The organism is Cupriavidus sp. CuC1 (assembly GCF_044627735.1).
Lineage (GTDB): Bacteria > Pseudomonadota > Gammaproteobacteria > Burkholderiales > Burkholderiaceae > Cupriavidus > Cupriavidus ulmosensis.
Genome location: NZ_JBIUHC010000008.1, coordinates 100,683 through 120,105, shown reverse-complemented (window position 1 = coordinate 120,105; position 19,423 = coordinate 100,683). Strand labels below are relative to the sequence as shown.

The 19,423-nt window shown below is 65.1% G+C and carries 18 protein-coding genes; 3 read left to right on the top strand and 15 right to left on the bottom strand.

All coding sequences use genetic code 11. From position 1 onward, the window contains the following. The first annotated feature begins 61 nt into the window (after window positions 1-61). Entirely contained in the window at window positions 62-1,144 is a 1,083-nt protein-coding gene (locus tag ACGLHR_RS05575; RefSeq protein WP_400092533.1) for a PA0069 family radical SAM protein, read from the top strand. Window positions 1,145-1,179: 35 nt separating this feature from the next. Here the strand turns inward: ACGLHR_RS05575 and ACGLHR_RS05570 are convergent, their stop codons facing one another. Beyond that, on the bottom strand, window positions 1,180-1,683 hold the full coding sequence (locus tag ACGLHR_RS05570; protein WP_318233388.1) for an Lrp/AsnC ligand binding domain-containing protein: 504 nt from the start codon (window positions 1,681-1,683) through the stop codon (window positions 1,180-1,182). A gap of 109 nt (window positions 1,684-1,792) precedes the next feature. Here ACGLHR_RS05570 and ACGLHR_RS05565 point away from each other — a divergent pair, with 109 nt between their 5' ends. Beyond that, window positions 1,793-3,097, top strand: coding sequence for a D-amino acid dehydrogenase (locus tag ACGLHR_RS05565; protein WP_400092532.1), 1,305 nt, complete (start codon window positions 1,793-1,795; stop codon window positions 3,095-3,097). A gap of 75 nt (window positions 3,098-3,172) precedes the next feature. Here ACGLHR_RS05565 and ACGLHR_RS05560 read toward each other — a convergent pair whose 3' ends face one another. From ACGLHR_RS05560 to ACGLHR_RS05525, 8 genes are all read right to left on the bottom strand, one after another. Further along, window positions 3,173-4,957: an acyl-CoA dehydrogenase gene (locus ACGLHR_RS05560; RefSeq protein WP_400092531.1), complete on the bottom strand. Its 1,785-nt coding sequence runs from the start codon at window positions 4,955-4,957 to the stop codon at window positions 3,173-3,175. Between the two features lie 105 nt (window positions 4,958-5,062). After that, window positions 5,063-5,998: an electron transfer flavoprotein subunit alpha/FixB family protein gene (locus tag ACGLHR_RS05555; RefSeq protein WP_174423155.1), complete on the bottom strand. Its 936-nt coding sequence runs from the start codon at window positions 5,996-5,998 to the stop codon at window positions 5,063-5,065. Between the two features lie 19 nt (window positions 5,999-6,017). Continuing rightward, the gene (locus ACGLHR_RS05550; protein WP_400092530.1) at window positions 6,018-6,767 is read right to left on the bottom strand and encodes an electron transfer flavoprotein subunit beta/FixA family protein; all 750 of its coding nucleotides are present in this window, start codon (window positions 6,765-6,767) and stop codon (window positions 6,018-6,020) included. Window positions 6,768-6,971: 204 nt separating this feature from the next. Beyond that, on the bottom strand, window positions 6,972-7,769 hold the full coding sequence (locus ACGLHR_RS05545) for a MetQ/NlpA family ABC transporter substrate-binding protein (RefSeq protein ID WP_318233391.1): 798 nt from the start codon (window positions 7,767-7,769) through the stop codon (window positions 6,972-6,974). 68 nt (window positions 7,770-7,837) lie between these two features. Beyond that, complete coding sequence (locus ACGLHR_RS05540; protein ID WP_400092529.1) at window positions 7,838-8,491, bottom strand: methionine ABC transporter permease; 654 nt, start codon at window positions 8,489-8,491, stop codon at window positions 7,838-7,840. Continuing rightward, window positions 8,481-9,515 (bottom strand): methionine ABC transporter ATP-binding protein, encoded by a 1,035-nt coding sequence (locus ACGLHR_RS05535; RefSeq protein WP_400092528.1) that lies wholly within the window; start codon window positions 9,513-9,515, stop codon window positions 8,481-8,483. The genes ACGLHR_RS05540 and ACGLHR_RS05535 overlap by 11 nt, the downstream gene beginning before the upstream one ends. A gap of 171 nt (window positions 9,516-9,686) precedes the next feature. After that, window positions 9,687-10,499, bottom strand: a complete 813-nt coding sequence (locus tag ACGLHR_RS05530) for an enoyl-CoA hydratase (RefSeq protein WP_400092527.1) — start codon at window positions 10,497-10,499, stop codon at window positions 9,687-9,689. Between the two features lie 11 nt (window positions 10,500-10,510). Further along, a complete protein-coding gene (locus ACGLHR_RS05525) occupies window positions 10,511-11,434 on the bottom strand; it encodes a histone deacetylase family protein (RefSeq protein WP_400092525.1) in 924 nt (307 codons plus the stop codon). 118 nt (window positions 11,435-11,552) lie between these two features. Here ACGLHR_RS05525 and mltB point away from each other — a divergent pair, with 118 nt between their 5' ends. After that, window positions 11,553-12,659: a lytic murein transglycosylase B gene (gene mltB, locus ACGLHR_RS05520; protein ID WP_400092524.1), complete on the top strand. Its 1,107-nt coding sequence runs from the start codon at window positions 11,553-11,555 to the stop codon at window positions 12,657-12,659. An 80-nt stretch (window positions 12,660-12,739) separates the two neighbouring features. Here mltB and cysM read toward each other — a convergent pair whose 3' ends face one another. The 6 genes from cysM to ACGLHR_RS05490 all read right to left on the bottom strand — a co-directional run bounded on the left by cysM (window position 12,740) and on the right by ACGLHR_RS05490 (window position 19,359). Next, on the bottom strand, window positions 12,740-13,642 hold the full coding sequence (gene cysM / locus ACGLHR_RS05515) for a cysteine synthase CysM (RefSeq protein ID WP_267606613.1): 903 nt from the start codon (window positions 13,640-13,642) through the stop codon (window positions 12,740-12,742). A 108-nt stretch (window positions 13,643-13,750) separates the two neighbouring features. Further along, a complete protein-coding gene (locus ACGLHR_RS05510; RefSeq protein WP_400092522.1) occupies window positions 13,751-15,085 on the bottom strand; it encodes a solute carrier family 23 protein in 1,335 nt (444 codons plus the stop codon). A gap of 280 nt (window positions 15,086-15,365) precedes the next feature. Continuing rightward, window positions 15,366-15,746 carry a helix-hairpin-helix domain-containing protein gene (locus ACGLHR_RS05505; RefSeq protein ID WP_267605870.1) on the bottom strand — a complete coding sequence of 127 codons (381 nt, stop codon included), beginning with the start codon at window positions 15,744-15,746 and terminating at the stop codon, window positions 15,366-15,368. Window positions 15,747-15,931: 185 nt separating this feature from the next. After that, complete coding sequence (rfaD, locus tag ACGLHR_RS05500) at window positions 15,932-16,927, bottom strand: ADP-glyceromanno-heptose 6-epimerase (RefSeq protein WP_400092520.1); 996 nt, start codon at window positions 16,925-16,927, stop codon at window positions 15,932-15,934. Between the two features lie 40 nt (window positions 16,928-16,967). Continuing rightward, window positions 16,968-17,915 carry a D-glycero-beta-D-manno-heptose-7-phosphate kinase gene (gene rfaE1 / locus ACGLHR_RS05495; protein ID WP_267605868.1) on the bottom strand — a complete coding sequence of 316 codons (948 nt, stop codon included), beginning with the start codon at window positions 17,913-17,915 and terminating at the stop codon, window positions 16,968-16,970. 70 nt (window positions 17,916-17,985) lie between these two features. Beyond that, on the bottom strand, window positions 17,986-19,359 hold the full coding sequence (locus tag ACGLHR_RS05490) for a UDP-glucose dehydrogenase family protein (RefSeq protein WP_400092518.1): 1,374 nt from the start codon (window positions 19,357-19,359) through the stop codon (window positions 17,986-17,988). Between the last annotated feature and the right edge of the window lie 64 nt (window positions 19,360-19,423).

Here is a 19,423-nt window from a genome sequence, read left to right as displayed (position 1 = left end):
GCTGTTTACGCGAAACACTGTATAAATATACAGTACCAACCGTAGCCGCAGGACCGCCGACGTGACGACCCGACCTCCCTCCTCCAGCCCGCTGAAAGGCCGGGCGGCGCGCTCGAACGATGTCAGCCGGTTCGACGCCTGGACCCGCGAGCGGGTCGCCGATGAGTCCCAAGCCTTCGATGAGCCAGAGACACCCCAGATCCAGACCATTGTCTTTACGGAGAAGGCCAAGCGCATCATTTCGCGCAACCAGTCGCCAGACCTGCCGTTCGACGCGTCCATCAATCCGTACCGCGGATGCGAGCATGGCTGCATCTATTGCTATGCCCGGCCCAGCCATGCCTATCTGGGGCTTTCGCCGGGCCTCGACTTCGAAACCCGCCTGTACGCAAAAGACAACGCCGCCGCCCTGCTCGCGGCCGAGCTGGCTCACCGCAACTATGTACCGACGGTAATCGCGCTGGGAGCCAATACCGACCCTTACCAGCCCATCGAGCGGGATCTCAAGATCACGCGCGGCATCCTGGAAGTGCTGGAGCGGTTCAACCATCCGGTGGCCATCACGACCAAGTCGGGCGTGGTCACGCGCGACATCGACATCCTGCAGCGCATGGCGGCCAAGAACCTGATCCGGGTCCATATGTCGGTCACGTCGCTCAAGAATGAAATCGCCCGCACGCTGGAGCCCCGCGCCAGCGCGCCGGCGCGCCGCCTGGCCGCCATCGCAGCCCTGAGCAAGGCCGGCATTCCGGTGGGGGTGATGGTGGCGCCGGTCATTCCGAGCCTGACCGATCCGGAAATGGAGTCCATCCTCGAGGCGGCAGCCAAGGCCGGGGCGAAAACGGCGGCGTATATCCTGCTGCGCCTGCCGCGCGAGGTGGAGCAGCTGTTCTCCGAGTGGCTGGCCACCTACCATCCGCTGCGCGCCCGGCATGTGGAGAGCCTGGTCGCGCAAATGCGCGGGGGCCAGGCCTACGACTCCCGGTTTGGCACGCGCATGACCGGCACGGGCATCTTTGCCGAACTGCTGCGCAAGCGCTTCAAGCTCGCCTGCCAGCGCTTCGGGCTTAATGCCGAGCGCCATCCCCTGACCACCGAGCATTTTTCCCGGGCGAGCGCCGCGCCGCAGATGTCGCTGTTCTAGGCCGTGTTGCCAGATACAGCAGGGCCAGCGCGGCTTCAGGCGTGCGGGGTCTTCTCGTCGACCGCGATCGCCAGCGTTTCCTTGATCTCTTCCATCACCACGTAGCTCTTGGACTGCGCGGCGCCCGGCAACTGCAGCAGGATGTCGCCCAGCAGGCGGCGATACTCGCCAATCTCGCGGATGCGGGCCTTGATCAGGTAGTCGAAATCGCCCGAGACCAGATGGCACTCAAGTACCTCCGGGATGCGCGACACCTCGCGGCGAAACTGCTCGAACATATTGCCGGACTTGTTGCCCAGCGAGATCTCGACAAACACCAGCAGGCCGCTGCCGAGCAGCGCGGGATTCAGGCGCGCGTAATAGCCCATGATGACGCCGTCGCGCTCCATGCGCTTGACCCGCTCGATGCATGGCGTGATGGTCAGGCCGACCGCTTCCGCCAGTTCCTTCATCGACATGCGCCCGTCCGCCTGGAGCAAGGCCAGGATCTTCCGATCCAGCCGGTCCAGGCTGCGCACGGGCTGACGACTTGTTCTCATTAGTTCTTCCTGTTTCCCTGAAAATTACGACAACTATGACTACCAATATTTCAATAGTATAGATGTAAATACTTTATCCATTCTATTTCTTGGTTGCGAGCTTCCGACTATGCGCGTTCTCGTTCTTGGCAGTGGCGTAATTGGCGTTACCAGCGCCTGGTACCTGGCCCGTGCCGGCCACGAAGTCACCGTGATCGACCGTGAGGCCGCGCCCGCGCTTGGGACCAGTTTTGCCAATGCCGGCCAGATCTCCCCGGGCTATGCATCGCCCTGGGCCGCGCCCGGCGTGCCGCTCAAAGCCATCAAGTGGATGTTCCAGGAGCACGCCCCGCTCTCCATCAAGCCGGACGGCACGCTGTTCCAGCTCCAATGGATGTGGCAGATGCTGATGAACTGCAGCGCCGAGCGCTATGCCGTCAACAAGGAACGCATGGTGCGGCTGGCCGAGTACAGCCGCGACTGCATCCGGGCCCTGCGCGCCGATACCGGCATCGCCTACGAAGGCCGCCAGCAAGGCACGCTGCAACTCTTCCGCACCGCCGAGCAGCTCGACGGTGCCGCCAAGGACATTGCCGTGCTGGAACAAGCCGGCGTGCCCTACCAGTTGCTATCGCGCGAGGAACTCGCCGCCAGCGAACCGGCCCTGGCCGCCGTCAGCCACAAGCTGAGCGGCGGCCTGCGGCTACCCAACGATGAAACCGGCGACTGCCAGCTGTTCACCCGGCAACTCGCCGCCATGGCCGAGGGCCTGGGCGTGCAGTTCCACTACAACCGCTCCATCGACGGGCTGCTGACCAAGGGCGATGCCGTTACCGGCGCCATGGTTGGCGGCCAGCCCGTCTTGGCCGACCTGGTCGTGGTAGCGCTGGGTAGCTGGTCGACGCCGTTCGTGAAGAACGTCCTGCCGGGCCTGTCGAACCTGCCGGTCTATCCGCTCAAGGGCTTCTCGCTCACGGTGCCGATGACCAATGCGGACCGCAGCCCCGTTTCCACCGTGCTCGACGAAACGTTCAAGGTGGCGATCACGCGCTTCGACGATCGCATCCGCGTAGGCGGCATGGCACAGATCGTCGGCTACGACCGCTCGCTCGACCCGGCCAAGCGCCGCACGCTGGAGCATGTGGTCACAGACCTGTTCCCGGGCGCGGGCGATGTCAGCCGCGCCAGCTTCTGGACCGGCCTGCGCCCGATGACGCCGGACGGCACCCCCATCGTCGGCCCCACACCGCTCAAGGGACTGTGGCTCAATACCGGCCACGGCACGCTGGGCTGGACCATGGCCTGCGGCTCGGGCAAGCTGCTGTCGGACCTGGTGTCCGGCACCGCGCCGGCGATCCGCGCGGACGACCTCTCGGTCATGCGCTATCTCAAGCCGGCGAGAACGCACGCCGCGCCGCGTCACGCGACGGCCTGACCCGCGCACTGTTCCAACGCGCGATAAAAAAGGCGGCCCCGCGGGGCCGCCTTTTTCTTGCCGGGATCGGGAGGCTCAGAACTGCGTTTCGCTCAACGCATTGACCGGCACCGCACCCGCCACGATGGCATCGCGCAAACCCGATGCCTGCGACAGGATGTGCTCCGCGAAGAAATGCGCGGTAGCAATCTTGGCGTCGTGGAAGGACGGATCCTCGCTACGCTTCGCATCCGCGGCCAGCATCGCGCGGCCGAGCTGCCAGCCCGAAAACACGATGCCGCAGAGCTTCAGGTAAGGCACGCTGCCGGCAAACACGGCATTGGGATCCGACTTGGCGTTGGCCACGACGAACGCCACCGCGGCCTCCAGTGCCGCGCGCCCCTTGGCCAGTTGCGCCTGCACCGCGGTGAACGCCGCGCCACCATGCTTGCCCAGTGCGGCCTCGGTCTCGGCGATCTGCGCACAGATCGCCCGGGCCACCGCACCACCGTCGCGCACCGTCTTGCGGCCGACGAGATCATTCGCCTGGATCGCGGTCGTGCCTTCGTAGATCGGCAGGATGCGGGCATCGCGATAGTGCTGGGCCGCGCCGGTTTCCTCGATGAAACCCATGCCGCCGTGCACCTGCACGCCCAGGCTGGTCACATCGATCGACAGCTCCGTGCTCCAGCCCTTGACGATGGGCACCATGAACTCGTAGAACGCCTGGCTTTGCTTGCGCACCGCTTCGTCGGCGTGCTGGTGCGCCGTGTCGCACGCCGCCGCGGCCACATACGCTACCGCGCGCGCGCCTTCGATCAGCGAGCGCATGGTCATCAGCATGCGCTTCACGTCCGGGTGATGGATGATGGTCACCGCCTCGCGCACCGAGCCATCGACCGGACGGCTTTGCACGCGCTCGCGGGCAAAATTCACGGCCTGCTGGTAGGCCCGCTCCGATACGGCGATGCCTTGCATGCCGACCGAGAAGCGCGCCGAGTTCATCATGATGAACATGTATTCCAGGCCGCGGTTTTCCTCGCCGACCAGCGTGCCGATGGCGCCGCCGTGGTCGCCGAACTGCAGCACCGCCGTGGGGCTGGCCTTGATGCCCAGCTTGTGCTCGATCGACACGCAGTACGCGTCGTTGCGCGCGCCCGGCGAGCCGTCTTCACCCACCAGGAACTTGGGCACGATGAACAGCGAGATGCCCTTGACGCCCTCGGGTGCCGTGGGCGTGCGCGCCAGCACGAGATGGACGATGTTCTGCGCCATGTCGTGCTCACCGTAGGTGATGAAGATCTTGGTGCCGAACACCTTGTAAGTGCCATCGCCCTGCGGCTCCGCGCGCGTACGCACGGCGGCCAGGTCCGAGCCGGCCTGCGGCTCGGTCAGGTTCATGGTGCCGGTCCACTCGCCGGAGATCAGCTTGGGCAGGAAGGTGGCCTTCTGCTCGTCGCTGCCCGCAGTCAGCAGGGCCTCGATGGCGCCGTCGGTCAGCAACGGGCACAGCGCGAACGACAGGTTCGCCGTGTTCAGCATCTCGTTGCAGGCCGTGGCGATCAGCTTGGGCAAGCCCTGGCCACCGAACTCCTGCGGATGCAGCACGCCCTGCCAGCCACCTTCGCCAAACTGGCGGAACGCGTCCTTGAAACCGGGTGTGGTGGTGACCACGCCGTCCTTCCAGCTGCTGGGCTCGATGTCGCCGATGCGGTTGAGCGGCGCCACCACTTGTTCGTTGAATTTGGCCGCCTCGTCGAGCACCGCCTGCGCCGTCTCCGGCGTGGCGTCCTCGAAGCCGGGCAGCTTGCTGACGGCGTCAAGATCAGCCAGTTCGTTCATCACGAACAGCATGTCCTTGAGCGGGGCACGGTAGGTCATCGATGTCTCCGGTATGTATAAAAAAGCCGTTCTCGGGCGGGCCCGGAACGGCTAGTACTTCCTGATCGAGCCCGGCGTGTCAAACGCCGTGCCGGGCAGTGGGGATCAGCCCAGCGCCGCCACCAGTTCGGGCACGACGGTGTTCAGATCGCCAACCAGGCCGTAGTCGGCCACCGAGAAGATCGGGGCTTCGGCATCCTTGTTGATCGCGACGATCACCTTGGAGTCCTTCATGCCGGCCAGATGCTGGATCGCGCCGGAGATACCGACGGCGATGTACAGCTGCGGCGCAACGATCTTGCCGGTCTGGCCGACTTGATAATCGTTGGGCACGAAGCCGGCGTCCACGGCAGCGCGGGACGCGCCCATCGCGGCATTCAGCTTGTCGGCCAGCGGCGTCAGCACCTTGGTGTAGTTCTCGCCGGAACCCACGCCACGGCCACCGGACACGATGATCTTGGCAGCGGTCAGCTCGGGGCGGTCGCTCTTGGTGACTTCGCGCGAAACGAATTGCGAGATGCCAGCGTCGGCCACTGCGGGCAGGTTTTCGACGGCGGCCGAGCCACCTTCGGCTGCGGCAGCGTCAAAGCCGGTGCCGCGCACGGTGATGACCTTGACCTTGTCCGACGACTGCACGATCGAGATCGCGTTGCCGGCGTAGATCGGGCGCTCGAACGTGTCCGGGCTGTCGACCTTGGTGATGTCCGACAGCTGGGCTACGTCCAGCTTGGCCGCGACGCGCGGCAGGATGTTCTTGCCGTAGGCCGATGCGGGCGCCAGGATGTGGCTGTAGTCGCTGGCGATGGCCAGGACTTGCTCGGCCACGTTCTCGGCCAGGCCGTCGGCGAACTGCGGCGCATCGGCCAGCAGCACCTTGGACACGCCGGCGATCTTCGCGGCAGCAGCAGCGGCGGCAGCGGCATTGGCGCCGGCCACCAGCACGTGGACATCGCCGCCGCACTGGGCGGCTGCTGTCACCGTGTTCAGGGTAGCGGCCTTGATGGATTGGTTGTCGTGTTCAGCAATGACGAGTGCAGTCATGTTTTATCTCCTGGCGCGCTCAGATGACCTTGGCTTCGTTCTTCAGCTTTTGCACCAGCGTCGCAACGTCCGGCACCATCACACCCGCGCTACGCTTGGGCGGCTCAACGACCTTGACGGTCTTCAGACGCGGCGCCACGTCCACGCCGAGATCTTCCGGCTTGACGATATCCAGCGGCTTCTTCTTGGCCTTCATGATGTTCGGCAGCGTCACGTAGCGCGGCTCGTTCAGGCGCAGGTCGGTGGTCACCACCGCCGGCAGCTTGAGCGACAGGGTCTCCAGACCGCCGTCCACTTCACGCGTCACCGAGGCCTTGCCATCGGCCACCACCACCTTCGAGGCGAAGGTGGCTTGCGGCAGGCCTGCCAGCGCGGCCAGCATCTGGCCGGTCTGGTTGGAGTCGTCGTCGATGGCCTGCTTGCCCAGGATCACCAGCTGCGGCTGTTCCTTGTCGACCAGGGCCTTGAGCAGCTTGGCCACGGCCAGCGGCTGCAGGTCTTCGTTCGATTCCACCAGGATGCCGCGGTCGGCGCCGATGGCCATCGCCGTACGCAGGGTTTCCTGGCACTGGGTCACGCCGCAGGACACGGCGATCACCTCGGTGACCACCCCGGCTTCCCGCAGGCGCACCGCTTCTTCCACGGCGATTTCGTCAAACGGGTTCATGCTCATCTTGACGTTGGCCAGATCCACGCCCGTGCCGTCCGACTTCACCCGGACCTTGACGTTGTAATCCACCACGCGCTTGACTGCGACGAGTACTTTCATGCGCTCACTCCACTGATAGTCGATAGTCAGAAATTTGGTTCGCTCGCCATTATAACCACCGGGTGGGTGGCACTCTTATTTTTCGAACGGTCGTACTATTTTATCGGTAAAGAATTGCCGGGCATAGCCCGGCAATGTGAAAACTTCGCCGTATTGTGCCGCAGGATGCCCTGCGGCATACGGTTTTTGAGGGTTTTTTCAAACTTACCAGGCGGTAATCACCGAATCCTTGAAAGTGCTCTGGACATACTGCTTGATCTCCGGCGAATGATAGGCCTTGACCAGCTTGGCCACCCAGGGCTTGTTCTTGTCGGCTTCGCGGATGGCGATCAGGTTGGCATAGGGACCCTTGGGGCCTTCCATGGCAATCGCGTCCTTGGTCGGCGACAGGCCAGCCGACTCGGCGTAGTTGCCGTTGATGGCCGCAGCGTCGAGGTCATCCAGCGAGCGCGGCAGTTGCGCGGCGTCCAGCTCGACGATCCGGATCTTCTTCGGGTTGGAGACGATGTCCAGCGGCGTAGCCTTCAGGCCAGCGTCCGGGCGCAGCTTGATCAGGCCCTTGCTTTGCAGCAACAGCAGGCCACGGCCACCATTGGTAGGATCGTTCGGTACGCCAACGCGCGCGCCATCCTTGATCTGGTCGAGCGACTTGATCTTCTTGGAGTACACGCCCATCGGGAAGGTCACGGTGAAGGCAATGTGGGTGAACTTGTAGCCACGGTCCTTGATCTGCGCTTCCAGGTAGGGCAGGTGCTGGTAGCTGTTGGCATCCAGGTCACCCGAAGCCAGCGCGGCGTTCGGCTGGATGTAATCGCTGAACTCCACCACCTGGATGTTCAGGCCATCCTTGGCCGCGACCTTCTTCACCTGTTCCATGATCTGGGCGTGCGGGCCGCCGGTGACGCCGATCTTGATCGGCTTTTCCTGCGCCACGGCGCCGGTGGCCAGGGTGGCGCCCAGGGCGGCGCCGACAATCCATTGCAGCAAGTTACGACGTTGCATGTTGACTTCCTTTTTCTCGATGGCTCTATGTCTTTGCAGATAGCCGGGCGGAATGCCGGGCCGACCTGTTACTTGTGGCTGATGCGCCGCACCAGCCAGTCGCCGAAGCTTTGCACCGCTTGCACGGAAACGATCAGGATCAGTACCACCGCCACCATCACCTCGGTGATGTAGCGCTGGTAGCCGTAGCGGATGCCGAGGTCGCCCAGGCCGCCGCCGCCGATGGCGCCGGCCATGGCCGAGTAGCCCACCAGGCTGACAAAGGTGATGGTCAGGCCGGCCACGATGCCAGGCATGGCCTCGGGCAGCAGCACCTTCATCACGATCTGGCCGGTGCTCGCGCCCATCGACTGGGCGGCTTCGACCAGGCCCTTGTCGACTTCGCGCAGCGCGCTTTCCACCAGGCGCGCGATAAACGGGATCGCGGCGATGGTCAGCGGCACCACGGCCGCGGTCGTGCCGATCGACGACCCCACGATAAAGCGCGTGAACGGGATCACCACCACCAGCAGGATGATGAAGGGGATCGAGCGCACGGCGTTGACCACCACGCCGATGGTGCGGTTGAACAGCGGATGCGACAGCACGCCGCCGCGGTTGGTCAGGTGCAGCAGCACGCCCAGTGGCACGCCAAACAACGCGCCGACCACGCCCGAGATGCTCACCATCAGCAGTGTCTCGTTGAACGAGGCCAGGAACAGGTCAAACATTTCAGACCACATGCTCGATCTCCTCCACCACTACGCCCTCTTGTTGCAGGTACTCCATCGCCGCCTTCACGTCGGCCGGCTCGCCGGTGGCCATGATGGCCAGCGAGCCGAAGGCCTGGCCCTGGATCTCGTCGATATGCCCGTGCAGGATGTTGAAGTCCAGCCCGTAGCGGCGGATCGCCTGGGCCAGCACCGGCTGGTCCACGCCCGCGCCGGTGAAGGCCAGGCGGTAGACGTGGTCGCGCCCGTTGCCAAGCCGGCTTTCCACACGCTTGAGCACGCTAGGCGGCAGTTCCTGCGCGATCACGTCGCCGATCATGGCGCGCGTGACTTCATGCTTGGGGCGCAGGAATACGTCGATCACCCGGCCGGTTTCCACCACCTGGCCGGCTTCGAGCACGGCCACGCGGTCGCAGACCTGTTTGATCACTTCCATCTGGTGCGTGATCATGACGATGGTCAGGCCCAGCTCGCGATTGATCTGCTTGAGCAGTTCGAGGATGGAGCGGGTGGTCTCCGGATCGAGGGCGGAGGTCGCCTCGTCCGACAGCAGCACCTTGGGCTTGCTGGCCAGCGCACGGGCAATCCCCACGCGCTGCTTCTGCCCGCCGCTGACCTGGGCAGGATAGCGATCCTTGAGCGCCGTCAGGCCGACCAACTCCAGCAGCGGCAGCACCGTATCGGAGATCTCGCTGCGGGACTTCCCGGCGAGCTCCAGCGGCAGCGCCACATTGTCATAGACGGTACGCGACGACAGCAGGTTGAAATGCTGGAAGATCATGCCGATGTCGCGGCGTGCCTTGCGCAACGCGGCGCTGTCAAGCGCGGTCAACTCCTGGCCGGCCACGCTCACGCGGCCGGCGCTGGGGCGGTTAAGCAGGTTGATGGCGCGCACCAGCGTGCTCTTGCCGGCGCCGCTGCGGCCGATGATGCCGAAGACCTCACCTGCCGCAATCGACAGGTTGACGTCCCGCAGCGCATACACCTCACCCGACCCGCCGGGGAAGCGCTGCGAAAGACCTTGCAGTTCGATCATGTGAAAAGAAAACGGCAACAGGCGAGAAAGTCTCTCTAGCGCTGTTGCCGCATTTTATTTTTTGGGCGAAGCGCGCATTTTAAGCGATCCGCTTCATACCAGAAACGACTTTTTGCCGATGTCTTTATATGTTAGGGGCATATAGGCCCGTATAAGCCAACAAAAAGATATTTAAACATCACTCCAAGAGGGCGGGCGCTTGTCGAGAAAGGCCTGGACGCCCTCCAGCGCCGCCGGATCCATCATGTTGCAAGCCATGGTCTGCCCGGCGAGCTGATAGGCCGCTTCGATGCCCATCTCCAGTTGGCGGTAGAACAGGCCCTTGCCGGCGGCCACGGCGGCGGCCGGCTTGGCGCAGATGCTGGCCGCCAGGCGCGCGACCTCGGCATCGAGGGCATCGGCCGGCACTACGCGGTTGACCAGCCCGCGGTCCCGGGCTTGCAGGGCGTCGATCATGTCGCCGGTCAGCAGCATCTCCATGGCGTGCTTGCGCGACAGGTTGCGCGACAGCGCCACGCCGGGGGTCGCGCAGAACAAGCCGAGATTTACGCCCGATACCGCAAAGCGGGCCACGTCGGCCGCCACCGCCAGGTCGCACATCGCCACCAGCTGGCAGCCGGCGGCGGTGGCAATGCCTTGCACGCGCGCGATGACCGGCTGCGGCATCTTCTGCATCGCCATCATCATGCGGGTGCAGCGGTCGAACAGGCGGCGGTAGTAGTCGTGCGACGGGCTGGCGCGCATCTCGCGCAGGTCATGGCCCGCGCAGAACGCGCGGCCGGCCGCAGCCAGCACCACCACGCGGACCGAGGCATCGGCGCCGGCGCGGGCAAACGCCGCGGACAGCGCATCCAGCAGGTCCTCTGACAGCGAGTTGAACGCTTCGGGCCGGTTCATCGTCAGGCGCAGCACGCCCGGGGCGTCGAGGCTTTCGGTGAGCAGCGGCGTCACGGCGCGGATATCGCGGATATCGGTTTCAGCCATGCCAGGGCCTCCTATCGTTCGAGCAGCACCTTGAGGTGCGCACACACGCTACGGCTCAGCGCGCTCAGGTTATAGCCACCTTCCAGGCAACTGACGATGCGCCCTTTCGCATGGGCGCGGGCGACGTCGACCAGTTGGGCGGTGATCCAGGCATAGTCCTGCTCGACCAGCCCCATCTGCCCGAGGTCATCCTCGCGATGGGCGTCGAAGCCAGCCGAGATAAACAGCATCTGCGGCTTGAACTCGTTCAGGCGCGGCAGCCAGATCGTCTCCACCACTTCACGCACCGCCAGGCCGTTGGTATAGGCCGGCAGCGGGATGTTCGACATATTGGCGGCGATGTGCTCGGTGCCGCTGTAGGGATAGAACGGATGCTGGAAGAAGCTGCACATCAACACCTGGGCGTCGCCACGGAAGGCGGCTTCGGTGCCATTGCCGTGATGCACGTCGAAATCGACGATGGCCACGCGCTCGAGCCCGTGCGCGGCGAGCGCATGACGCGCGGCGATCGCCACATTGTTGTAGAAGCAAAAGCCCATGGCCCGATCCGGCTCGGCATGGTGCCCCGGCGGGCGCACGCAGCAAAACGCGTTCTCGACTTCGCCCGCCATCACCGCATCGGTGGCGGCCACCGCGGCGCCGGCCGCATGGGTGGCGGCGGCCAGCGTGTGCGGGTTCATCGAGGTATCGGGATCGATCGGGTAGTAGCCGCTGGCAGGGCTGGCCGCGGCCAGCGAGGCGATGTATTGCGGAAGATGCACGCGCCCGATCTGCTCGGCGGTGGCGGCGCTCGCCTCACGCCGGTCGAGCAGGCCGTCCATGCCGTGCGAGATCAGGTGATCCTCAATGGCCCGCAGGCGCTCGGGGCACTCCGGATGGAAATGCCCCATCTCATGCAGCAGGAACTCGGGATGCGTGTAATAGCCTGTGGGCATGTCTTATTGCTTTAATCGTGGTCTCCACTCGTTACGTTATCACATGCCGCGCTGGCCACCCAGCGGGGTGGCACGCAGGCACCATCCGCTATACTCGCTGCGACTTGCAAAGGACACCATGACCGACTCCCAGCGCTCCCTGCGCCGCCCGCTCCTGGGCGCCGCACTTTCCGCTGCCGCATTGAGCTTGTGCGGCGTCTCCCCCGCCCTGCTTGCCGCCGGCAAGCGCCGCGTGAGCGTGCGCGAAGAAGAAATCGAGCCGGGCCGCTACCGTGACAACCCCAAGAGCCGCGCCTTCATCGACGAGATGGTGGCGCGCCACGGCTTTGCCCGCCAGACGCTGGAAGACTGGTTCGGCCAGGCCGTGTATTCGTCCACGGTGGTGCGCCTGATCATGCCGCCCGCCACGCCGGGACGCAAAAGCTGGCGCACCTACCGCTCGCGCTTTATCGAGCCGATCCGCATCGATGCGGGCGTGCGCTTCTGGCAGCAGAATCGCGAAACGCTGCGCCGCGCGGAAGCCGAGTTCGGTGTGCCGGCCGCGGTGATCGTCGGCATCATCGGCGTCGAGACCATCTATGGCCGCGACATGGGCACCTTCCGCGTGATCGACTCGCTCTCCACGCTGGCCTTTGATTATCCGGACGTGCCCAACCGCGAAGCGCGCACCACGCTGTTCCGCAACCAGCTGGCCGACTACCTGCTGTGGTGCCGCGACACCAACACCGATGTGTTCTCGGTGCTGGGCTCCTTCGCGGGCGCCGTGGGCATTCCGCAGTTCATGCCCACCAGCCTGCGCGAATACGCCATCGACTACGACGGCGACGGCCACATCGACCTGCGCAGCAGCGCCACCGACGCGATCGGCAGCGTGGCCCGCTTCCTGCAACTGCACGGCTGGGAACAGGGCCGCCCGGTGGTCTGGCGCATCGCCACCGACGAGGGCAGCCGCGGCATCGTCGCCGCCGCTGCGGATGGCGAGCCATGGCCCACCCGCACGCTCAACCAGTTGCTCAAGGCCGGCCTGCGCGTGGACGAGCCGATCGACCTGGCACGCGAAGGCGAAACCGGCGTGCTGGTGGTGGACCTGCCCACGCCCGGCGAAACCACCGACTACATGCTCGGCCTGCGCAACTTCTATGTGCTGACACGCTACAACCGCAGCTTCTTCTACGCGCTGGCCGTGTACCAGCTGGGCGAGGCGGTCAAGGCCGCGATGGGCTGACCTCGCTAATCGCAGCACCAGAAACAAAAAGCCCCGCAAGATTCGCGGGGCTTTTTTTTAATGCGCGGAGCAACGCGGCGTCAGGCCGGGAACACCCCGGTCGACAGGTAGCGATCGCCGCGATCGCACACCACGAACACAATGGTGGCGTTCTCCACTTCCTCGGCGATACGCAGCGCCACGCACAGCGCGCCGGCAGCCGAGATGCCGCAGAAGATCCCTTCCTCGCGCGCCATGCGGCGTGCCATGTGCTCGGCATCGCCCTGGCCGACAGGCTCGGTACGGTCGATGAACTTCGGGTCGTAGATCTTCGGCATGTACGCCTCGGGCCACTTGCGGATACCGGGAATGCGCGAGCCTTCGGCGGGTTGCGCCCCCACGATCTGGATCTCTGCGTTCTGTTCCTTGAGGTAGCGCGAAACACCGGTAATGGTGCCCGTGGTGCCCATGGCAGAGACGAAGTGAGTAATGCGCCCTTCGGTATCGCGCCAGATCTCCGGGCCAGTGGTCTCGTAGTGAGCCAGCGGATTGTCCGGGTTGGCGAACTGGTCCAGGATCACGCCGCGGCCATCGCGCTCCATGGAGTCCGCGAGGTCGCGCGCATATTCCATGCCGCCCTTGACCGGCGTCAGGATGATCTCCGCGCCGTAGGCGGCCATGCTCTGGCGGCGCTCCATGCTCAGGTCTTCCGGCATGATCAGCACCATCTTGTAGCCACGGATGGCAGCTGCCATGGCCAGCGCGATACCGGTATTGCCCGAAGTGGCTTCGATCAGCGTGTCGCCCGGCTTGATGCGCCCGCGCGACTCGGCGCGGGCAATCATCGAGACTGCCGGCCGGTCCTTGACCGAGCCCGCCGGGTTGTTGCCCTCGAGCTTGCCGAGGATTACGTTGCCGCGCGGCGTGCCGGCGGCGCCGGGGATGCGCTGCAGTTGCACCAGCGGCGTATTGCCGATGGTGTCTTCAATCGTCTTGTAGGCCATGGTGAGCGGGATTCCAATGTCGGCGCTCATTGTAATGCAGTCGCAAAGCCCGCGTTGCCGACGTGGCGGGCGCTCCCCCGCGGGAGCGCCCGCTAGCTTCGCGGTGTGTCAGGCTTCGGCTTCCGCCTCGGCTTCCGCCTCGGCCTCGGCCTCGGCCTTGCGGCTGCCCAGCAGGTGATACAGCAGGATCGCGCCAAAAGTGGCGGTACCGATGCCGCCAAGCGTCATGCCGCCCAGCTTCAGGGTCAGGTCGCCGGCCGCCACGGTCAGCGTGGCGCCGACCGTGATCAGGTTGCGCGAACTGGAGAAATCGACCTTGTTCTGCACCCAGATACGCCCGGCGGTGGCAGCGATCAGGCCGAACACGACAATGGTCAGGCCACCGATCACCGGACCCGGGATGGTCAGGATCAGCGCACCAAACTTGGGCGAGAAGCCCAGCACCAGCGCCACCGCCGCCGCCACCACGAAGATCAGCGTGGAGTAGATCTTGGTCACCGCCATCACGCCCATGTTCTCGGCGTAAGTGGTCACGCCCGTGCCGCCGCCGCCGGCGGAGATGATGGTGGCAATGCCGTCGCCGATGAAGGCGCGGCCGATATACGGGTCGAGATTGCGGCCGGTCATCACACTGATGGCCTTGATATGCCCGAGGTTTTCCGCCACCAGCACGATGGCTACCGGGGCGATCAGCAGCATGGCGCTGGCCTGGAACACCGGCGTGGAGAAGACCGGCAGGCCGAACCAGGCGGCGGCGGCCACGCCGGAGAAATCGATGCCTTTGCCCATGCCCAGCCCGTTGGCGCAGACGAAGTACAGCACGTAGCCGAACAGCCCGCCCACCAGCACCGGGAGCCGGCGCAGCATGCCCGGCGCATGGACTGCGACCATGCCCACGGCCAGCACCGTGGCCAGGCCCACCCAGGTGTCCAGCGCGGCGCCGCTCACGGCCTTGACCGCCACCGGCGCCAGGTTCAGGCCGATGGCCGCCACGATGGCGCCCGTCACCACGGGCGGCATCAGCCGCTCCACCCAGCGATAGCCGACCGACTGCACCACCAGGCCAATGAGCAGGTACAGCACGCCCGCTGCGATGATGCCGCCGAGCGCCACCGGGATATTCGGGTTGGGGCCGCTGCCGGCGTAGCCGGTCGCCGCGATCACCACCGCGATGAAGGCAAAGCTGGAGCCCAGGTAGCTCGGCACCCTGCCGCGCACGCACAGGAAAAAGATCAGCGTGCCGATGCCGGAAAACAGGATGGCGATATTGGGATTGAAGCCCATCAGGATCGGCGCGATCGCGGTCGAGCCGAACATCGCCACCACATGCTGGATCCCTGCCAGGAGGGTCTGGCCGGCGGGCAGGCGCTCATCCGGCGCAATCACGCCGTGCGTCTTTAGCCGCCACTTGGGCAGGAATCCCGCGTCCTCGTTATTTCCCATTGTCCAGCTCCCTTTTTATTGGCCTGGCCGCCCCCCGTATGCGGGCAGGTCCGGCTCGATTTTGGATTTTGTGGGCCACGCAGCCGGCTCGGGCCGCAACAGCGTCCGCATGATACCGCGCGGCCGCATTCGTGATAAGCCACACGGCACTAGCACGAGCCATACCAGCGCCGGATCCTCGTGCTGGTGCATGGGTAGCAAAAAAGCCCCGGGCTCGGCCGGGGCTTCGACGATCGGATAGCTTCGGGGGCGGGCGCCGCGCAGCACGCCCGCGGCAGCCTTAGCGAACGGCCTTGGCCGGCGGCTTCTCCGCCTTGGCGTCCTTCTTGGCCGGAGCCGCCGCGGCCACCGTGGCCTTCGGCGCGGCTGCGCCGCCGGCGCCGATGGTCATGCCGGCCTCCTGCAAGCGCACGACCGATTTCTGCCCCAGGCCCTTGACCCGATCGGCGAGATCCGCGGCATCCTTGAAAGGACCGCCCCGGCTGCGTTCGCTGACAATGGTGCTGGCCGTGGCAGGCCCGATGCCCTTGAGCGAAACCAGCGCGGCCTCATCGGCGGTATTCACATCGATCGCCGCGAGCGCGGCGCCAGAGAGCGAGAACCAGACGGCGGCGGCCAGCAGGACCTGCCTGGACGCACGCGTCAAAGTTGGCTTGAACATGGGAATTTCTCCTATCCGTTGATGAAGGTGGCTTCGCCCTGGCTGGACGAAGCAACACGCAGGATAGGAGCGGGCAAGCGGCTTGGCGCACCCCGCAACAAAAGTTCACCTCAACGCTACCGAGGTGTTTCCACAGTGCGCGGAAAGCGGGCGGCAAGTGGTTCTATGCGCGCGTCTTTGCGACTTCAGCCCTTGTTCTGCAACAACCAGCGGCAGTAGCGCGACACGCCTTCTTCCACGGTGTAGAAGGCTTCCTTGTACCCGGCGCCACGCAGGCGCGAGACATCGGATTGGGTGTAGCACTGGTACTTGCCGCGCAGCGCGTCGGGGAACTTGATGTACTCCACCAGGCCCTCCAGCACCATCTCGTCGAGCGTCAGATGGGGCCGGCCATCGGCCTCGCGCAGCGTGTTGACCACGGTCGCGGCGATGTCGTTGAACGGTTGCGCGCGGCCGGTGCCGAGGTTGAAGATGCCCGACTTGTCCGGATGCTCCAGGAAGAACAGGTTGACCTTCACCACGTCTTCCACCGAGATGAAGTCACGGGTGTGGCCACCCGGCGCATAGCCGCCATACTCGCCAAACAGCTTCACCGTGCCGTCGGCGCGGAACTGGTTGAAATTGTGGAACGCCACCGAGGCCATGCGGCCCTTGTGCGCCTCACGCGGGCCATACACGTTGAAATAGCGAAAGCCCACGATCTGCGACAGCGCGGACGGCAGCGTGCGCCGCACCACCTGGTCGAACAGGAACTTGGAGTAGCCGTAGACGTTCAGCGGCTTCTCAAATTCGCGCTCTTCCTTGAACACCTGCGAGGCGCCATAGGTGGCCGCCGACGAGGCGTAGAGGAATTGCGTGCCCTGTTCCAGGCAGGCATCCATCAGCGCCTTGGTGTAGCGGAAATTGTTCTCCATCATGTAGCGGCCGTCGGTCTCCATGGTGTCCGAACAGGCACCCTCATGAAACACCGCGCGCACCTTGCCGAACTCGCCGCGCTTGAAGCGCTCGATAAACTCGCCCTTGTCGAGGTAATCGCGGATCTCGCAGTCGACGAGGTTGTGGAATTTGTCGGCGCGCGTCAGGTTGTCGACGGCGACGACATTGTCTTCGCCGCGCTCGTTCAGGCCCTTGACGAGGTTGCTGCCGATGAAGCCGGCAGCGCCGGTAACGATGATGGTCATGGTCGTGTGGGCTCAGTCGAGCCAGGAGGCAGCGCGGCCATTATGCCGGCGTGCCGAACAATTCAGGATAGGTGACGACCGCGGTGCCCAGCTTGCCCACCACGATGCTGCCAGCGCGATTGGCGTGCTGCACGGCTTCCTTGAGCGGCACGCCCGCGCCCAGCATGGTCGCCAGCGTGGCGATCACGGTGTCGCCGGCGCCGGACACGTCGTAGACTTCGCGCGCCTGCGCCGACACGTGCAGCACCTCGGCTTCGGTGTAGAGCGTCATGCCCTCTTCCGAGCGCGTCAGCAGCAGCGCTTCGAGATGCAGCTCGCGCCGCAGGTTCTGGGCCCGGATGGTGAGATCGGACTCGGTCTTCCAGGCGCCCACCACGTGCCGCATTTCAGCGCGGTTGGGGGTGATCAGCGTGGCGCCGCGATAGCGTGAGTAATCGTCGCCCTTGGGGTCGACCAGCACCAGGCAGCCTGCGGCGCGGCCCGCCTCGACCATGCGGCCGACGTGGGCCAGTCCGCCCTTGCCGTAGTCGGAGAGCACCAGGACCTTGTACTCCTTGACCAGGGCCAGGAAACGATCCTGCACCGCAGCCAGCACTTCATGTCCCGGAACATTCTCGAAGTCCACCCGCAGCAACTGTTGCTGGTGCGCCACCACGCGCAGCTTGATGGTGGTGTTGACGGTGGGGTCGCGATGCAGGTAGGGCTGCACGTGGCTGGCGCTGAGCAGCGCCTCCAGCGTACGGCCGGGCTCGTCGTCGCCGACCACGCCCAGCATGCCCACCTGGGCGCCCAGCGCGGCGGCATTGCGCGCCACGTTGGCGGCGCCGCCGAGGCGTTCGTCGCTGCGCTTGATCTGCACCACCGGCACCGGCGCTTCCGGCGAGATGCGCTCGACATCGCCAAACCAATAGCGGTCGAGCATCATGTCGCCCGCCACCAGGATGCGCGATTGATTGATCTGTTGCTGCGGAATATGGTTCTTGCTCATGGACATCCTTGGCAACACGGCCCGGTCCGTCAGCCGGGGCGTTGGCTTGTCGTTCCCGTTGGGTTGCGTTTCAGCGCGTCGTGGTCGGCCGCCCGATCGCATGATATTCGATGCCCGCTTCCTGCATGGCTTCGGGCTCGTACAGATTGCGTCCGTCGAAGATGACGGGTGCCTTCAGGCGGCGCTTGATCTGGTTGAAATCCGGGCTGCGGAACACCTTCCACTCGGTGACGATGACCAGGGCATCGGCACCGTCGAGCGTATCCATCTGCGCGTCGCTGAAATGCACGCGCGCGAAGCCGCCTTCGATGTCCGCGAGATCGAGGGCCAGCGCATGCTTGGCCTCGGCCATGGAGATCGGATCATGCACGCGCAGGCAGGCGCCCCGGGACACCAGCGCTTGCGCCAGCACCCGCGACGGCGCTTCACGCATGTCGTCGGTATTGGGCTTGAATGCCAGGCCCCAGATCGCAAAGGTGCGGCCGGTGAGATCCTCGCCGCAGCGGCGCACGACCTTGTCGGCGAGGACCTGCTTTTGCGCATCGTTGACCGCTTCCACCGCTTCCAGCACGCGCATGGGCTTGCCATGCGCGCTGGCGGTGCGCATCAGCGCCTGCACATCCTTGGGGAAGCACGAGCCGCCGTAGCCGGCACCGGCGTACAGGAAACTATAGCCGATGCGCGGATCGGAACCGATGCCCATGCGGACCAGCTCGATATCGGCGCCGACCTCATCGGCCAGGTTCGCCAGCTCGTTCATGAACGAGATGCGCGTGGCCAGCATCGAGTTAGCGGCGTACTTGGTGAACTCGGCCGAGCGCACGTCCATATAGAAAGTACGCTCATGATTGCGGTTGAAGGGCGCGTAGAGCTGGCGCATGATCGCCTTGGCGTGGCGGCCTGCCACGTCGGCATTGCAGCCCAGCACGATACGGTCGGGACGCATGAAGTCCTCCACCGCGGCGCCTTCCTTCAGGAACTCCGGATTCGAGACCACCGAGAACTGCAGGTCTTCGAGGCCGCGCGCGGCCAACTCTTCACGAATGGCTTCGGCGACACGGTCGCCGGTGCCGACCGGCACGGTGGACTTGTCCACCACCACCTTGAAGCCGGTCATGTACTTGCCGATATTGCGGGCAGCCGCCAGCACATATTGCAGGTCGGCCGAGCCGTCCTCGTCGGGCGGGGTGCCAACGGCGATGAACTGCACGTCGGCATGCTCCACGCTGGCCGCCACATCGGTGGAAAACGTCAGCCGGCCAGCCTCGCGGTTGCGCTGGATCAGCTCTTTCAAGCCCGGTTCGTAGATCGGCACGCCGCCGGCATTGAGCATCGTGATCTTGCGTTCGTCGACGTCCAGGCAAAACACATCGTTGCCCAGCTCGGCCAGGCAGGCCCCGGTCACTAGACCGACGTAGCCGCTGCCGATAATGGTGACTTTCATAACTTGTACTCCAGATAGGGATTGGCGTGCGACGCTAAAGCATCAACATCAACATCAACATCAG

Coding starts and splice junctions, on each gene's coding strand:
- mltB (WP_400092524.1), top strand. CDS start 11,553: ATGACCGACTCCCAGCGCTCCCTGCGCCGCCCGCTCCTGGGCGCCGCA.
- rfaE1 (WP_267605868.1), bottom strand. CDS start 17,915: ATGAGCAAGAACCATATTCCGCAGCAACAGATCAATCAATCGCGCATC.
- ACGLHR_RS05530 (WP_400092527.1), bottom strand. CDS start 10,499: ATGGCTGAAACCGATATCCGCGATATCCGCGCCGTGACGCCGCTGCTC.
- ACGLHR_RS05525 (WP_400092525.1), bottom strand. CDS start 11,434: ATGCCCACAGGCTATTACACGCATCCCGAGTTCCTGCTGCATGAGATG.
- ACGLHR_RS05565 (WP_400092532.1), top strand. CDS start 1,793: ATGCGCGTTCTCGTTCTTGGCAGTGGCGTAATTGGCGTTACCAGCGCC.
- ACGLHR_RS05505 (WP_267605870.1), bottom strand. CDS start 15,746: ATGTTCAAGCCAACTTTGACGCGTGCGTCCAGGCAGGTCCTGCTGGCC.
- ACGLHR_RS05545 (WP_318233391.1), bottom strand. CDS start 7,769: ATGCAACGTCGTAACTTGCTGCAATGGATTGTCGGCGCCGCCCTGGGC.
- ACGLHR_RS05490 (WP_400092518.1), bottom strand. CDS start 19,359: ATGAAAGTCACCATTATCGGCAGCGGCTACGTCGGTCTAGTGACCGGG.
- ACGLHR_RS05535 (WP_400092528.1), bottom strand. CDS start 9,515: ATGATCGAACTGCAAGGTCTTTCGCAGCGCTTCCCCGGCGGGTCGGGT.
- ACGLHR_RS05570 (WP_318233388.1), bottom strand. CDS start 1,683: ATGAGAACAAGTCGTCAGCCCGTGCGCAGCCTGGACCGGCTGGATCGG.
- cysM (WP_267606613.1), bottom strand. CDS start 13,642: ATGGCCTACAAGACGATTGAAGACACCATCGGCAATACGCCGCTGGTG.
- ACGLHR_RS05510 (WP_400092522.1), bottom strand. CDS start 15,085: ATGGGAAATAACGAGGACGCGGGATTCCTGCCCAAGTGGCGGCTAAAG.
- ACGLHR_RS05550 (WP_400092530.1), bottom strand. CDS start 6,767: ATGAAAGTACTCGTCGCAGTCAAGCGCGTGGTGGATTACAACGTCAAG.
- ACGLHR_RS05560 (WP_400092531.1), bottom strand. CDS start 4,957: ATGACCTACCGTGCCCCGCTCAAGGACATGCTGTTCGTGATGAACGAA.
- rfaD (WP_400092520.1), bottom strand. CDS start 16,927: ATGACCATCATCGTTACCGGCGCTGCCGGCTTCATCGGCAGCAACCTC.
- ACGLHR_RS05555 (WP_174423155.1), bottom strand. CDS start 5,998: ATGACTGCACTCGTCATTGCTGAACACGACAACCAATCCATCAAGGCC.
- ACGLHR_RS05540 (WP_400092529.1), bottom strand. CDS start 8,491: ATGTGGTCTGAAATGTTTGACCTGTTCCTGGCCTCGTTCAACGAGACA.